The following is a 14,348-nucleotide window of genomic DNA, read 5'->3' on the forward strand; positions in this document are numbered from 1 at the left end:
ACTTTACCTCACTATCAATGTAATTACCGGCTAGGCGAACACCTGCCAGTACTGACCGTTCGAGACTGTACCTCTTTAACTTATTTCATTCATTGATGAAACATACTTACCGCCGTCTATCCATTGCTTACCGCCGGTTTCAAATTAGCAGTTCTCCCCAGCTAAACCTCGTGTGGGGCTTCTTCCTCTATTCGCTGGTCGGTTGGCTTTTGCTGTCGCTTCCCATTTTCCATAAGACGGACATTTCTGTTTTGGATAATCTTTTTACGGCCACCTCTGCCGTTTCAACCACGGGGCTAGTTACGGCGGGAATGTCGGAGTACAATCTGGCCGGGCAAATAATCGTCGCGGGGCTGATTCAGCTCGGAGGCATCGGCTACATGACACTTACCACTTATTTTTTACTCTTCACTACCCGGCGTATGACCTCGTGGCATCAAAAAATAATCGGTGCAGAGTTCACCATGCCCAGCTCCATTAAAATCGGAGACTTCATTAAAAGTGCCATTGTATTTACGCTCATAATGGAAACTTTGGGGAGCATCTGTTTTTACATTGCCTTTATCCAGTCGGGTATGGCCGGAGGCCAGGCAGTATGGTATAGCATCTTTCACAGCATTTCCGCATTCTGTACGGCTGGTTTCGGGCTGTTTGGGGATAGCTTTGAAAGCTATCAGGATGATGTATTTATGAATACGATCATTGCCGTGTTGGCCATTGCCGGATCGCTGGGTTTCATCGTGATTACGGATGTCTGGTACCGGCTCACGGGCCGGTCGAAGCGTATTTCCTTCACAACTAAAATCGTTGTTTACGGCTTCGCTCTTTTGCTCAGTTTGGGTACTCTGCTGATTTACCTAACCGAGCCCCTGATTCAGGAGACGAACAGCCCGGTGATGACTTCCTTTTTTCAGTCGATGACGGCTATGACCACCGTAGGTTTCAATACTATTCCCACGGCTTCGCTCACCCTGCCGATGCTGCTTTTCGTCACCTTCCTGATGTACATTGGTGCTTCTCCTTCCGGCACCGCCGGCGGAATGAAGATTACTACTCTGACGGCCATTCTTGCTATCATCAAAAGCCGCCTGACGGGAAATAAAAAGATTACCTTTTTTAAACGGCGGATCCCTTTTGAGCGCCTTTACGTGGCTACGTCTACGTTTATCCTTTATACTTCTCTCATCTTCCTGTTCACTTTCTTATTGTCTTTTTCAGAAGAGGCATCATTTGACCGTCTGCTGTTTGAAGTCGCCTCCGCTCTTGGTACGGTTGGCCTCAGTGCCGGCCTTACCAGTGAGCTTAGTACCATTGGGAAGCTCCTCTTTGTTCTTATCATGTTCATTGGCCGGGTAGGGGTACTTACCTTCGGCTTTGCACTGCTGGAACGTAAAACTGACGGGCTGGAAGAAGTGTATTCTGAAGGGGATATCGCCGTGTAAGCCCAATGGCGCTGCTTGGATTTTCACTACCTTGTGTAGGTCTAATCAACCACACTACCCAAATGAAAACCATTCACTTTCCCCTCCTTGCTCTCCTCGGGTTCTTCCTCTGCACCTGCGGCCGCGCCCCGGAAAACACCTCTGAGACCGCCACGGAAATGACTGACGAGGAACTCCGCGACCACGCCGACGACCTGGCGCAGGAATACCTCATCACCGACGGCCACGTTGACCTGCCCTACCGCCTGAAGGTCAAAAACTTCAAACTCGACAAAGAGTACCTCGGGATTCCCATCGAAACGGACGCCGGTGACTTCGACTACGTTCGGGCCGTAGAAGGAGGCCTCGATGCGCCCTTCATGTCCATCTACATCCCCAGCGGACTGCAAAAAGAGCCCGGCGAAAGCCCCGCCCTGGCCGACAGCCTGATAAATATGGTCAAAGGAATTGCCGACGCACACCCCGACAAGTTCCGGGTTACCACCAGCACCGAGCAACTGCTGCAAAACTTCGAAGATGGCGTCATGAGCCTGCCCATGGGTATGGAAAACGGTAGCCCGATTGAAGACAAAATTGAGCGCGTGCAGGAGTACTACGACAAGGGCATCCGCTACATCACCCTGACCCACGCCAAGGATAATCTGATCTGCGACAGCAGCTACGACACGACCGCCACTCACGGTGGCCTGAGTGATTTCGGCCGCGACGTCGTCAAGGAAATGAACCGTGTCGGTATCATGGTTGACATCAGCCACGTAAGTGACAAAACCTTCTGGCAGGTAGTAGAGATGACCGACGTGCCCATGATCGCCAGTCACTCCAGCGTCCGCTACTTCACCCCTGACTTCGAGCGAAACATGGACGACGACATGATCAAGCGTCTCGGAGAAGAAGGCGGTGTGATTCAGATCAACTTCGGCTCCACTTTCCTCGACGGAGCATTACGCAGCCGGCAAGACAGTCTGCGCGGCGTGTTTATGGAACGCCTGGCGGCTAAAAACATGAAATACGGCGACGAGGGTACCGACGAAATGCAGGAAGCCTTCCGGGAAGAGTTCCCCACCCTCTATTCTGATGTCAACATGGTTGCTGATCACATTGATCGCGTTGTAGAGCTGGCGGGCGTAGACCACGTAGGTTTTGGCTCCGACTTCGACGGCGTCGGCGACTCCCTGCCCACGGGCCTGAAGGACGTAGCCGATTACCCCAACCTCATCTACACTCTCCTCAAACGCGGTTACTCCGACGAAGACATCCAAAAAATGTGCTCCGGCAATGTGATCCGGGTCTGGAAGGCGGTGGAAGCTGCTGCGGCGAAGTAGGCGGTAGTGTTGTAGACGGTAGTGCTGTAGATATTTACCGACAACCGTTCTACCGTCTACAACACTGTCACACATTGCCCCCTATTGCTTGCGGCAGCCACTACATTACTACCCCCTACATTACAATAATCCCCCGCTCCAGCAAGGACCCCCGTTCGGTCACCCGGGCATCGTCGTTGATGCCCATGATTTTCAGCGTGCCGTAGGCGATGCGCGACAGTGGTTTGATCAGGCCGGATTCCAGTAGTTCAAAATGATCCGCCCAGCGGTCCTGACGGGGATGATAAAGGCGGGTGAACTCGTCCCATTCGCCGGAATAGGCCACGATGCTGGCGCCTTTACTGATATTGCAGGGGCGGCAGGCCAGGGCCAGATTAGGGTAAGAAGTTGCTCCGCCCTGCTTTTCACTGATGATGTGATCGATGTGGAAGCTGGCAAAAGCGACGGCTTCTGGCACCAGGCAATACTCGCAGCATTCGCCGGCGGCGGCGCGGATTTGCCTTCTTAAAATCTGAGGTATGTAGGTCTTACTCACGCGCCCTTCAAACGGCTGAACGCATTGGTTTTGGCCATCCGGACCATGTGCTCGGCGATAAGGTAATGCTCAAGCTCCAACCTTTCGGAAATGGTGAGCGTGCCGGCGGCGTTTTTGGCGGCTAATTCATCGAGACGAGACTCCTCTTCTTCTGTCGTACGCAAAGACATCACCTGCTCGGGAGAGGGGAAATCCGAGATCACATTGACGACGCGTTCGAGTAATTTACTGGTGGCTACCAAGGTAAGAGGACGTTAGTTGATACTAAATTAACGCTTTTTCGGGGGGAAATAGTTCTTTCGGGGCAAGATTTTCCTGTTTGGGGTGCTTTCAGGGGCGCTCACCGCAGGTGCAAGGGGAGGTTGAAGGGCAGGAGGCAGGTCGGTCCGGACACTCGCAGCGAGTCCTACCTTTGCGCTCATGATCCATCGCCTCGCCTCCATCGCGCTGTTCTTTTCCCTGCTTTCCTGTGCCAGCTATCCGCCCAAAACCATCCGCCTGACGCCGGACCTGGCCGAGGCCTCGGGCCTGGCCATTCGCGGAGACCGCTTCGTTTGGCACAACGACAGCGGAGACGGCCCCTACCTGTACACGTCGGACGAAACCGGCACCATCATCCGGCGGGACACCCTCTCCGCCCCCGCCTTCGACTACGAAGACCTGACGGTGGACGGTGCCGGAAACTACTACCTCGGCGACTTTGGCAACAACGCCGGCCGGCAAAAAGAACACCAGATCTACCGTTTTGACCCCACCACGGGCAAAACGGCCACCATCCGTTTCACCTATCCGGGGCAGGACGGTGGCGGCCTCAACCGCCCCGGCAACTACAACTGCGAAGCGATGGCCTTTCAGGGGGGCTACCTTCACCTGTTCACCAAAGACCAGCTCTTCGGCCGGGGCCGCTTCTATACTTACCACTACCGGCTGCCGGCGCAGCCCGGCAGCTACGAGGCGGAGCTCATCGACAGTCTTTACCTCCCCCGCCGCGTTGTTACCGCAGCGGCGCTGGACACTGCCCGCGGTCAGCTCGTGCTCACTGCCTACAACTTCAAAATGCTGGGCGGCTTCTGGCCCAGCGGCGCAGCCTCCCTCCTTACCCTCAGCGATTATCCCGAGGGGAAGTTCTTCCGTGGCCAGCTGCACCGCCGCAACCTCGCCTGGTTCTGGCCCACCCAGTTTGAAGCCGTTGACTTCTACGATGAGCGCTGGCTCTACGTCGCCAGCGAAGCGACGAAGCTCCGAAAGCACGGGGTGGCGAAGCGGAAGAGGCGACGGCGGTAGGCAACCGGTGGACTATCCCTTCCTACCGCTCATACTCCCTGATCTGCTCCAGTATTTCGGCCGACTTAATGATCGGCTCCCAGTCCCGCCCCGACAGAAAGAAATCCCGGACCCGGGAGTCTTCGTTTGTATAATTCAAGCGCCGATAGAGCCAGTAGGCCAGGTAGCTCAGCAGGGCAAAGACCAGCAAGTTAACACCTCCGTAGAGGAAGGGGCTCTCCCTGAGCGCCTCCGCGCTCACCCAGCATACGGACCAGAAGGGCAGCTGAAAAACCGCCAGATTTAAGCCCTGAAAACTCGATATCCGCAGTTTTGATAACTGCTCCTGGGTAGACAGCACTTCCTCATTGTTCTTTACCTGACCAATCAGGTACAACTGGTAAAAATGAATCCCCAGCAAAACGGCCATGATCCAGGCAATTATGCCAAAACCAAAGGCAACAAAGTATGCCTCCGCCAGCCACGCTATGATGGTGATGGCGATCAAAATTATTGTGTAGGGCAGGCCAATGGCCACTGTCGTCCACTTCGGCAAATAAAGCCGGCTGATCTGCTGGTTAAGCTTTTGCTTCGTCAGCATCATTGCTACCTCTTTATTGAGGCTCAGCATGCTGTCCATCTTTTGGTCGTAGGACTTCCAGATGCTTCGTAGTTCATCGTTTTCCATCTTCCTAGTTTTTATGTTGGTCAAATTTGAGTCGCAGCTTCTTTTTGATCCTAGATATCCGGGTGGTGACGTTTGTTTGGCTCGTTTCGATGATCTCGGCAATCTCCTTACTCTTCAGCCCTTCCAGATGCAGTAGGATCAGCGCCCGGTCTATCTCCCGCAGCTCCCGGACAAACTTTCTGAGCAGGACGAAATCGTTGTCCGCCGAAAACTCCTCCGGTGCATCGGGCACATCGATTATTGCGGAAAGCCCCACGGTTTTATCCTTCCGGGTCTTGTTTTTTCGGTAGAAAGAAATGGAGGTATTCAGCGCCACCCGGTATATCCAGGTCGACCATTTATAGTTGTCGTTGAAACGGTCCAGGCTCAGCCATACCTGCAGGATGATCTCCTGCATCAGGTCCTCCCGGTCAGCGGCATCGTAACAGTAGGTATTGGCTACTTTGTAGATGATGCCTTTGTGGCACTCCAAAACGGATAAGAATATGGTCTCCTTTTCGTGCAAGTGGCTGCTTGTTTATAGTATTATTCGCGGAAGCAACGTTTTTGTCACAGGGGGGAAGGAGGCCTCGGATAACGCGGACGCTCGAAGGTCCCGCAATACTGCGGGACGCTTCGAGGTCCGCTTAGCCTGGCTCAAGGGACCTGCGAGGTGCTATGTTTTTTGCCTCTTTTCCTGTTTCAAATATCCTGAATTTCATCACTCACAAGAATGTCAACTACGCGATCACCTTTATGAAAATACTTGCCTACATCCCTATCTAATTTATAAACAAGTCTGTTTTTGATGCCCAGACTTCTTATGGCCATTTCTACTCGCCGTACATCTGATCGATCATTAAAGTCTTCCGTAAAAATACAGATCACTCTTGTTGAATTGTCCCCGGAATTTGGGTTGGCTTTAGATGTGGAAACCTTGGAGCTTGGTCCTAATACACCTTCTGCCGTAGCAGTTTTAATCAGTTTCCAGTACCGATCGACTTCGTCGATACTACCAAAGAGTAACCATTTTCCACTGTTTCTCTCTTCTTTTAGTTTGCTGAATCGGTACTGTTCATAAATGGAAACTAACCAGTAGCGGTCAGTTATTTTTGAAGGAATGCGTTTGTCCATTGTCCCTGCTTTTTAGCACGATTCTGGGTGAGGGGGAGAAATTCTAGTTCTGAGCTATCCATTGGTTTGCCCGAATAACCGTAAGGAGATGCACTCAAAAGCAATTGTACTTTCCTATTTGAGAATGACACTTCTTTGTGAACGTTGCTTATACATGTCCTTAGTAACAATCTCTCTTCGCGCAAATGAGCGATAGCTCTTATTGTCAGGGTTGAAGACACATTCGACCTGGTACTCCATCATTTTTTCAAAAGGGATAAGAAAATCCTTCGTCTCACATTGCTCCATGCCATCTTCCTTAAGCAAATTCAAGACGGTATGGACGGACTCAATCGTACTAAGGCAAAGAGACGTTGGTTGCTGCTTGAGGATAAATTTTGATTTTACCTTATTGTCAAAACTTACTCGTTTTAGCTTTTGTAAATTTTTACTCAGCTTAAGAATTTTGCGAGCGCAGGGCCACGTGCCGTCGAGGATGAAAAGGTGTGGCGCATTGCCCATAAATGAAATGGTTTCTGGGCTTCTTCTGGTTGACAAGTTGAAACTGTCTTTTCCCGGATAAAGTAAAAAAGAACGGCTTCCTTCTTTATTCAGTATTTCATTTACGCGCTTATTGTGAGTGAAGTCAACACCAACTATTAGTTCCGAGTTTTCAAGTTGAAGCTTAGTCATATGCCCCGTTCCGTTTTTCTCCTTTTTGTACTCCTTAGGGTGCATAAGAATAATAAAACGAGTCTTAGTGCGGATGGGACTAATGTGTTGGCAAAGACAGGAGCTTGCAGGCCGCATGCATTGGTAACATTTGATTCTTGGGTTTTCTACTTCTACGCGCACGGTGGTTTTTTATTTTTAGGTGGGTGGAGCTGTCTCGTGTATGTGGCATTGCGAGCCTTGATTTAGACTGGTTCCAATCCTTGAAAGAGTTGAATCAACGTATTCAGGATTGGTCTGTGACTTATAATCAGATTCGGCCACACAGCAGCATCGGTTATAAATCGCCCGTAAACTATGAAAATCTAAATCAGAATTTCTACTTTAGAGTGGTTGCGGCTTAGGGAAAGCGTACAATACCCCCTTCACTCCCATAACCGACTCCCCAGCCGGAATACCATCAGCCGCTGCCCGGGGAAACCGGGCACGTAGCGTTGGAGTAAGGCCCGCTGGGCGTCCATGGTGACGGGCGGGACGAGCTCCCGCCGGAGGAGGTCGTCTTCGTAGAGGTAGATCCCGTCGAGGTAGGTGGAGCGGCGGACGCGGTAGCGGAGGTCCGGGAGGGCTTCGAAGCGGGCGGTGTCGGCAAGATCCGGGAGGGAGGGCTCATTGATGAGGTAGGCGAGCTCGCCGCGGCGGTAGACCGCGGCCCAATCGTAGACAGCAACGGCCAGGTCCAGATCAATGGGGTAAGCGGGCTGACCCGCGAGGTAGGCCTTGACGATGTTGCTGTCGAGGATGGAATTCTCCGTAGCCCAGTCGTTGAGATCGCCGGTGTTGTAAGCCATCAGGGTGGCGCGGAGGACGGGCGGGACGCCCTGCTGTTCGCGGTCCCGGTACTGGTGTAAGCGTACGGTGCAGCTGAGCGAAAGATCGGGGCGGAGGCTTTTCACGGCGCTTAAAAAATCAAAATATGGCACCTGCGTTTGCGCCGTCCAGTCACAATCAATCTGCAACTCACTGAATCCCGCCGGGAGGAGACTTTCTGCCAGCTCGAGGATGTCTCCGGCCAGCTCGTCGGGCGCTTGTGCTTCCTGGCGAAAGACTTCATTGGTGATAAAGACCACGGGGACCAAAGGCGGCAAGCCTGCCGTATCGGCCAGTTCTATCCGGGCATTGGTCGCTACGCGCCCACCCGAAAGGCTGACGTCGAAGGCCTTAACGAATAGCTCCTCACAGCCGTGCTGGACGAGTAAACTCCGCGCCGTTGAATCGGGGGCAAGTGTGGTTTGCCAGTGGTAGAAAGTGGTACTCAGGGTGTTCTCTGGCTTCGGCCCACAGGCTGCTAAGCAAAGAACAATTGCCAGTAAAATAAACAGATGCTTCAACGGGAAACAAGTTTAGAATGGATAGCTCGAAGAGCTTCGTGCCACAGCACCGGCTTCAGCCGGCCGCACCTTGGCACAGGAGCCCTACAACAACCCAAACCTCGCCCGTACCGCCGAAGTTGCCAGCAGGTACACCTTCCTTCCATCGGCTACCCGGATGCGCTCTTCGGCTACCCGCGTTGCCGGGGAATTTTTGATCTTCTGGAATAGCTTGGTGTAGTAAACGTAAGCAAGATAAACCCCCAGTCGCGCGCTGCCGGGCAGCTGTTTAATTCCGGTTAGGGCAAAGTCGAAGTCCGCCTTGATGTCAGCCTCAATCTCCGCTTTTACCTCGGCGGTGAAGTTGTTGTAATCCACCCCGGGAAAATAGACCCGGCCGCGTTCTTCGTAGTCGGACTTAATGTCGCGCAGAAAGTTGATTTTCTGAAAGGCGGAGCCCAGGGCGCAGGCGGAATCTTTGAGGCGTTCGTATTCTGCTTCGTCGCCATCGACAAAGACCTTGAGGCACATGAGGCCCACTACCTCGGCGGAGCCGTAGATGTATTCTTTGTACAGATCATCGTGGTAACGGCTGAAGTCGAGGTCCATAGCCATGCTGTCGAGGAAAGGATCAATGAGGTCACGACCGATATTGTAGCGGTTGGCGACTTCCTGAAATGCCTGTAGCACGGGGTTCAGACTGATGCCTTCTTCCAGGGCGAGGTAGGTATCCTGGCGGAAGCGTTCGAGCAGGGTGGCTTTATCCTTGTCGTGAAAGGTGTCCACGATCTCATCCGCAAAACGCACGAAGCCATAAATGCCATAAATGGGCGCCCGCAGCGGTTTATCGAACACGCGGATGCCGAGGCTGAAGCTGGTGCTGTAGCGACGGGTGATGAGGGAGGCACACTCCCGGCAAACTTCTTGGTAAAGGCTAAACATGATCGGTAACAGGCTGAGGTTTGGCGGTAGATAATTCTTTGGCTCCGGTAATACTCCGGTGAATGTCGCGGGCGGCGACTTCTCCGGAGATAATGCTCGGTGGCATGCCCGGGCCAGGAGTTGTTAGCTGGCCGGTATACCACAAGTTACGCAGTTTTTTACTGCGCAGTTTTGGTTTTAAAAATGCGGTCTGGGTCAGGGTGTTCGCCAGGCCGTAGGCATTGCCCCGGAAGGCATTGTAATCTTCCTTGAACTCTTTGTGCGCAAAAGCACGGCGGTAGACTACGTGCGGACGAATGTCCACCCCCGTCCGCTGCTCAAAGCGCTCACACATCAGTTCCCAGTAATGCTCGCGGCGCTCATCGGTGTCGTCGAGGTCGGGGGCAAGTGGTAGCAGGAAGAAGAGATTTTCGTGACCGGCGGGGGCGACGGAAGCATCCGTCACGGAAGGCGCACAGACGTAAAAGAGTGGATCTTCCGGCCAGGCAGGTTCTTCGTAGATGTCGTGGGCATGCTGGTGGAAGTCCGCATCGAAGAAAAGTGTGTGGTGATGCAGGCCGGGGATTTTCCGGTCGATGCCCACGTAGAACAACAAGCTCGAAGGTGCCATCACCCGCTTCTGCCAGTAGGCCTCGGAGTAGACACGGTCTTTAGGGCTCAGCACTTCCTGTTCGAAGTGGTGGTAATCTGCGCTGCAAACAAGGATGTCAGTAGCGAAGGAGGTGCCATCCGCCAATGTTACCTGGCTAACGATTCCCTTTTGGCTTTCCACGGATTTTACCGGTGAGCCCGCGTGAATCTCCACTCCCAGCCCTTTCGCTACCAGAACCATCCCTTCGATGATCTTGTGCATGCCGCCGAGCGGATACCAGGTGCCGAGTTTCAGGTCGGCGTAGTTCATCAGGCTGTAGAGCGCGGGAGTGTTTTCGGGCGTTGCGCCGAGGAAGAGTACGGGAAATTCCAGCAGCTGCCGCAACTGCGGGTGCTTGAATAGCTTGCGGACGTAGGTGCCCATATCCGTCAGCATCTGCAGCTTCATGGCGGCTTTCACGACCCGAAAGTCAGCGAAGTCCATAATGCTATGGCCGGGCTTTTGCACGAATTCTCCCAGCCCGACGCGGTATTTGTATTCGGCTTCGTCGAGAAATTTCTGGAGGTTCGCCGAGCTGCCCGGCTCCAGTTTTTCGAAGAGGGCAAAGAGCTCTTTGGTGTCGGCCGGCACGTCCATCAGGTCGTCTTTACCGAAGCAAATTTCGTAGCTGGGGTCCAGGCGTACGAGTTCGTAGTGCTCGGCGGCCGAGGAGCCGAAGTCGTTGAAAAAATTCTCGAAGACTTCCGGCATCCAGTACCAGCTCGGCCCCATGTCGAACTGAAAACCGGCTTCCTGAAAAGTACGGGCACGGCCGCCCAGCCCCTCGTTTTTTTCGAGGATACGCACCTTATACCCTTCACGGGCGAGATAACAGGCGGAAGACAGGCCGGCGAAGCCGGCCCCGACGATGGTAATTTGCTTGCTCATTCCATGGCCTAACAGCGGAAAGGGCGAGTGGTTGCGAAATTTTGCCCCCAACAACCAGTGCACGTCAGAGTAATGTAGCTAAACGGAAATCGCCAGGCGATTAATCCCGCAGACGGATCGTTTGACGCACAGTCGTCCGACAAATCCTTTTTCACCTGATGAAGCCGGTGGGAAGTTTGCCTGACGACAATATTATTCCTTCTTCTTTTCTTCCTTCTCCGGTGCTTTTTCCTTCTTCTTTTTCTTCTTCCCCTGGTTAAATTTGTTCATGGTGTTCTGCAGTCCATGGGCACAGAAACTAAGCGACATCTCCGCCGCCGTTTTCAGCAATTCGGGCAGCCCTTCCCGCTCTTTACTGTTCCATTCGCCAAGTACGTAATCTGCCTGCTGGCCGGGGTGGAAGTCGCGGCCAATGCCGCAACGCAGGCGGGCATAATTGTTTCCACCGGTGAGTTGATCGATGGATTTCAGGCCATTATGGCCGGCGTCAGATCCCTTGCCGCGCAGGCGGAGCTGGGCAAAATCCAGGTGCAGATCATCCACAATTACCAGCACGCGCTCTTTGGGGATGTTCTCTTTTTGCATCCAGTAGCGTACGGCTTTGCCGCTCAGGTTCATAAAGGTGTCGGGCTTGAGCAGCAACAGTTGCTTGCCCCGGTGCTTGATCCGGGCCATGTGGCCATGGCTGCACGAAGACCAGTCTTCGCTCAGCTGTTCCAATACCCGGAAGCCGACATTGTGGCGGGTGTTTTCGTATTTCGGGCCGGGGTTGCCCAGGCCGACGAGGAGAAATTTCATAGCGGGATCAGTTGCTTCGGAGGAAACGGAGGAAGGGCTGAAGAGGTTGCGCAGGAAGGAGAGCATAGGGCGAAGGTAATGGGAAGTGCGCTAGGCCGCGCATCGTCTGACCAATTCTTTTGGCCTGACGTAGTCGGTTAAAAGTTGGTCCGGCGATTGCGGCACAATTACTGCCGTCACCTAATCAGGGTGCCGGAGCCCTTTGGCAAGCTCAGGCGCGGCCGCAGGTGCAGAGAAAGGTAAAGGGGCAATGTATGGCTACGCCTACCGCAGCAGCATAACGCTGCCACTCTGGGCCACCGTCTCCTGCCCGTTAAAGTAACGGAGCTCGAAGACGTATACCCCGTTCTCCGCCGGGCGCTCCCGGAAGGAACCGTCCCAGCCACTGAAGCGGTCTTCAGTGGCGAAGACTTCTGCGCCCCAGCGGTTGAAAATGTGGAAGGACCAATCGGTGATTGCCCGGCAGTCATCTGGTGAAGGAGCAGGCATAAAGCGATCATTTACCCCGTCGCCGTTGGGGCTGAAGGCATTGGGGTAGTAGATGAGGCAGCAGTCCTGAAAGCGGACTTCGAGCGTCGTGGTCGCTTCGTAGCAGGCATTGGCCTTCAGCAGCGTGTAAATGCCCGCCTCGCGGAAGGTGCGGGCGGGGCCATCGGCCCCGTCTTCCCAGCGGTAGCTCACTGCCGGGTCTGTTGTCGGGTTGAAGTTCAGACTGTCCCCCAGGCAGATTATTTCCCGCAGCTCTTCATCGGGCAGGCTTCTGTTCTCTGCTTCACTAACGGTGACGACGGCCGAATCCCGGCGGCAGGCGTTGGTGACCGTCAGTCCGTACGTTCCTGGCTGACTAACGGTCAGCATGGGGGTGGTTGCTCCGGTAGACCAGCGAAAATCCGTCGCTCTGACTGTGGCAGGATTGAGGGCTAAGGTGTCTTCGGGGCACAGAAGCGTGTCTTGCGGCAAATTGATGGTCTGTTCCTGGTTAGGAACAATAATGAAATCAAACTCGATGGGAGGGGCCACCAGGCAGGCTTTGGCCGCTCCGATGCGAATGCTCCGCAGGCCGCCGTCTGTCAGCTCACCCATTATACCATATTCTAATTGAGAGAGTAGCGCCACCAGTTCATCCTGGCTCATTGATTCGCTGATGCGCAATTGAATTTCCGTAGTGCCATTACCCGTGATGATGGCGGAGCCCGGATCATTGATGCGGAGGAATTCCCCTGCACCTGCGGCCGCGCCCACCAACAAAATGCCGAGGGTCGTCACGCTTTCCGCTGCGGATAACACCCGGGCGCTTTCCAACAACCGGAAGGGAGACTCGTAGCAAATCGCGGAAGACAGGTCTTGTGGAACGACTTCTACCCGTGGGCAGATTTTGTCCTCAAACTCCGCCCCCACCGCCATCAGGGGCGGCGGCGTAAAGCGGGGGTCATCCCGATCAAATAACTGACCGGTGCTGGCCGATCGGAAGTTCAGCTCCGTCTGGACGATGGTTCGATCTGTAACCTCACAGTTTTCGTCTGCCACCTCCAGGTTTTCATTAGTCCGCAGCAGCAAAAAATCGTCGTTTCCGCCACCAGGGCAAATAGCGCCGTGACCGTAGAGCCAAAAGCCACCGCTGCCATCCGGGAAACCGCCCGTGATGGTGTTCTCTCCCGGAGACTCATAGAACTGCCAGTCCCGAAGCTCTGCTTCGGCCCCTAAGCGGATAGCAAAGCCGGTCTCATTTTCTTCGGAGAGCGAAGAGATGGCCCCAAACAGCAAAAAGCCACCATCTGCTAAAGCCCTGAGGCCCTGCGCGAAGCCGGGCCGGGAGGTGCCGCCTGAGGTAAGTATCACCAGATACCTGTTTGCTGACCGTAAGGTGCCGTCACTGTTTATCAATAATGCCAGGGGTGATTTTCTGCCCGTCGGCTGTACGTGCCGATCAGCCAGCACCACGTTCCCTCCGGGCAATACACAAAGGCTGGTCGCACCACTGGGTACCTGCTCCGGATCATCCTCATCATTGTACTGCCGGCTCCAGATGAGCTCTCCCGCAGCGGATATTTTGGCCAGGAAGTAGCCCGAAAAACTGCTCTCACTACGGAATTGGCCGGCGGTGAGAAGGTCTCCGTCCGGTAGCAGTTCGACGTCCGTAAAAATGGTAAACAAATTGCCGGGGATGGAGAACCCTTTGCGAAACAGCTCGTTGCCGTCAGCATCGAGTCGGGAGATAATGGCTTCGTTGAGGTCCCCGGTGTTACCAACTACGGTAACCCCACCATCCGGCATGGCCTCCATGGCTCGGATTTGTTCGTCCACATTTTCTGCTCCCCAGCCGAAGCCCGTGGCCTCTCCGGTGTAGGCGTTGACGCGATAGACGACCCAGTCATCAACAATACCTATGGGGCTTCTCCAGGCGCCCATCCAGAAAGTAGAGTCAGACTGGCGGGCAATGGCCTCTCCCATTGTGCGGAGGGGATAATCAATGGTGGCAGAGGATACGAGTGCCCCCTCACCGTCAAGAACCAGTATGGCGCAATGGGTCAAACCGTTGCTGTCCTGAGAGCTACCCACCATTACCAGTCGGTCGGGCGAGAGCATCACCGCACTGCGGGTCACGTCGTTCCCGTCCAGCTCAAAGTAACGCTGAAAGGTGGCTTGCCCGATCAGTAGCGCCGGGCAGAATAAGAGGAGGTAAGTCAGGTGTCGCATTTCTATCCGTA

General features: G+C 54.1%; 15 protein-coding genes. 4 read left to right on the forward strand and 11 right to left on the reverse strand.

Going from position 1 to position 14,348, the window contains the following annotated elements; translation table 11 throughout:
* The first annotated feature begins 95 nt into the window (after nucleotides 1–95).
* Together BM123_RS08875 and BM123_RS08880 are read left to right on the forward strand one after the other, a co-directional pair.
* Nucleotides 96–1,442: a TrkH family potassium uptake protein gene (locus tag BM123_RS08875; RefSeq protein ID WP_090167429.1), complete on the forward strand. Its 1,347-nt coding sequence runs from the start codon at nucleotides 96–98 to the stop codon at nucleotides 1,440–1,442.
* Between the two features lie 62 nt (nucleotides 1,443–1,504).
* The gene (locus BM123_RS08880) at nucleotides 1,505–2,764 is read left to right on the forward strand and encodes a dipeptidase (RefSeq protein WP_090167431.1); all 1,260 of its coding nucleotides are present in this window, start codon (nucleotides 1,505–1,507) and stop codon (nucleotides 2,762–2,764) included.
* A 115-nt stretch (nucleotides 2,765–2,879) separates the two neighbouring features.
* On the opposite strand, the gene BM123_RS08885 is transcribed toward BM123_RS08880, so the two are convergent.
* On the reverse strand, nucleotides 2,880–3,299 hold the full coding sequence (locus BM123_RS08885; RefSeq protein WP_090167433.1) for an HNH endonuclease: 420 nt from the start codon (nucleotides 3,297–3,299) through the stop codon (nucleotides 2,880–2,882).
* Nucleotides 3,296–3,541 (reverse strand): hypothetical protein, encoded by a 246-nt coding sequence (locus BM123_RS08890; protein WP_090167435.1) that lies wholly within the window; start codon nucleotides 3,539–3,541, stop codon nucleotides 3,296–3,298. The genes BM123_RS08885 and BM123_RS08890 overlap by 4 nt, the downstream gene beginning before the upstream one ends.
* 178 nt (nucleotides 3,542–3,719) lie before the next feature.
* Here BM123_RS08890 and BM123_RS08895 point away from each other — a divergent pair, with 178 nt between their 5' ends.
* On the forward strand, nucleotides 3,720–4,583 hold the full coding sequence (locus tag BM123_RS08895; RefSeq protein ID WP_090167437.1) for an NHL repeat-containing protein: 864 nt from the start codon (nucleotides 3,720–3,722) through the stop codon (nucleotides 4,581–4,583).
* Nucleotides 4,584–4,605: 22 nt separating this feature from the next.
* Here the strand turns inward: BM123_RS08895 and BM123_RS08900 are convergent, their stop codons facing one another.
* The 4 genes from BM123_RS08900 to BM123_RS08915 all read right to left on the reverse strand — a co-directional run bounded on the left by BM123_RS08900 (nucleotide 4,606) and on the right by BM123_RS08915 (nucleotide 7,197).
* Nucleotides 4,606–5,250, reverse strand: a complete 645-nt coding sequence (locus BM123_RS08900) for a hypothetical protein (protein ID WP_090167439.1) — start codon at nucleotides 5,248–5,250, stop codon at nucleotides 4,606–4,608.
* A gap of 4 nt (nucleotides 5,251–5,254) precedes the next feature.
* Nucleotides 5,255–5,755 carry an RNA polymerase sigma factor gene (locus BM123_RS08905; RefSeq protein ID WP_090167441.1) on the reverse strand — a complete coding sequence of 167 codons (501 nt, stop codon included), beginning with the start codon at nucleotides 5,753–5,755 and terminating at the stop codon, nucleotides 5,255–5,257.
* A gap of 176 nt (nucleotides 5,756–5,931) precedes the next feature.
* Complete coding sequence (locus BM123_RS08910; protein ID WP_090167443.1) at nucleotides 5,932–6,363, reverse strand: putative phosphothreonine lyase domain-containing protein; 432 nt, start codon at nucleotides 6,361–6,363, stop codon at nucleotides 5,932–5,934.
* Between the two features lie 114 nt (nucleotides 6,364–6,477).
* A complete protein-coding gene (locus BM123_RS08915; RefSeq protein WP_217642139.1) occupies nucleotides 6,478–7,197 on the reverse strand; it encodes a tRNA-uridine aminocarboxypropyltransferase in 720 nt (239 codons plus the stop codon).
* A 23-nt stretch (nucleotides 7,198–7,220) separates the two neighbouring features.
* Here BM123_RS08915 and BM123_RS24905 point away from each other — a divergent pair, with 23 nt between their 5' ends.
* Nucleotides 7,221–7,418: an integrase core domain-containing protein gene (locus tag BM123_RS24905; RefSeq protein ID WP_406603245.1), complete on the forward strand. Its 198-nt coding sequence runs from the start codon at nucleotides 7,221–7,223 to the stop codon at nucleotides 7,416–7,418.
* A 21-nt stretch (nucleotides 7,419–7,439) separates the two neighbouring features.
* On the opposite strand, the gene BM123_RS08925 is transcribed toward BM123_RS24905, so the two are convergent.
* The 5 genes from BM123_RS08925 to BM123_RS08945 all read right to left on the reverse strand — a co-directional run bounded on the left by BM123_RS08925 (nucleotide 7,440) and on the right by BM123_RS08945 (nucleotide 14,337).
* Nucleotides 7,440–8,402: a hypothetical protein gene (locus BM123_RS08925; RefSeq protein ID WP_090167449.1), complete on the reverse strand. Its 963-nt coding sequence runs from the start codon at nucleotides 8,400–8,402 to the stop codon at nucleotides 7,440–7,442.
* A gap of 84 nt (nucleotides 8,403–8,486) precedes the next feature.
* Nucleotides 8,487–9,323 (reverse strand): phytoene/squalene synthase family protein, encoded by an 837-nt coding sequence (locus BM123_RS08930; protein ID WP_090167451.1) that lies wholly within the window; start codon nucleotides 9,321–9,323, stop codon nucleotides 8,487–8,489.
* Nucleotides 9,316–10,842: a phytoene desaturase family protein gene (locus BM123_RS08935; protein WP_090167452.1), complete on the reverse strand. Its 1,527-nt coding sequence runs from the start codon at nucleotides 10,840–10,842 to the stop codon at nucleotides 9,316–9,318. The genes BM123_RS08930 and BM123_RS08935 overlap by 8 nt, the downstream gene beginning before the upstream one ends.
* A 192-nt stretch (nucleotides 10,843–11,034) precedes the next feature.
* A complete protein-coding gene (gene pth, locus BM123_RS08940; protein ID WP_245748481.1) occupies nucleotides 11,035–11,706 on the reverse strand; it encodes an aminoacyl-tRNA hydrolase in 672 nt (223 codons plus the stop codon).
* A 198-nt stretch (nucleotides 11,707–11,904) separates the two neighbouring features.
* Nucleotides 11,905–14,337: a gliding motility-associated C-terminal domain-containing protein gene (locus BM123_RS08945; RefSeq protein ID WP_175489310.1), complete on the reverse strand. Its 2,433-nt coding sequence runs from the start codon at nucleotides 14,335–14,337 to the stop codon at nucleotides 11,905–11,907.
* Nucleotides 14,338–14,348 lie beyond the last annotated feature (11 nt).

This window comes from Neolewinella agarilytica (genome assembly GCF_900110645.1).
GTDB lineage: Bacteria > Bacteroidota > Bacteroidia > Chitinophagales > Saprospiraceae > Neolewinella > Neolewinella agarilytica.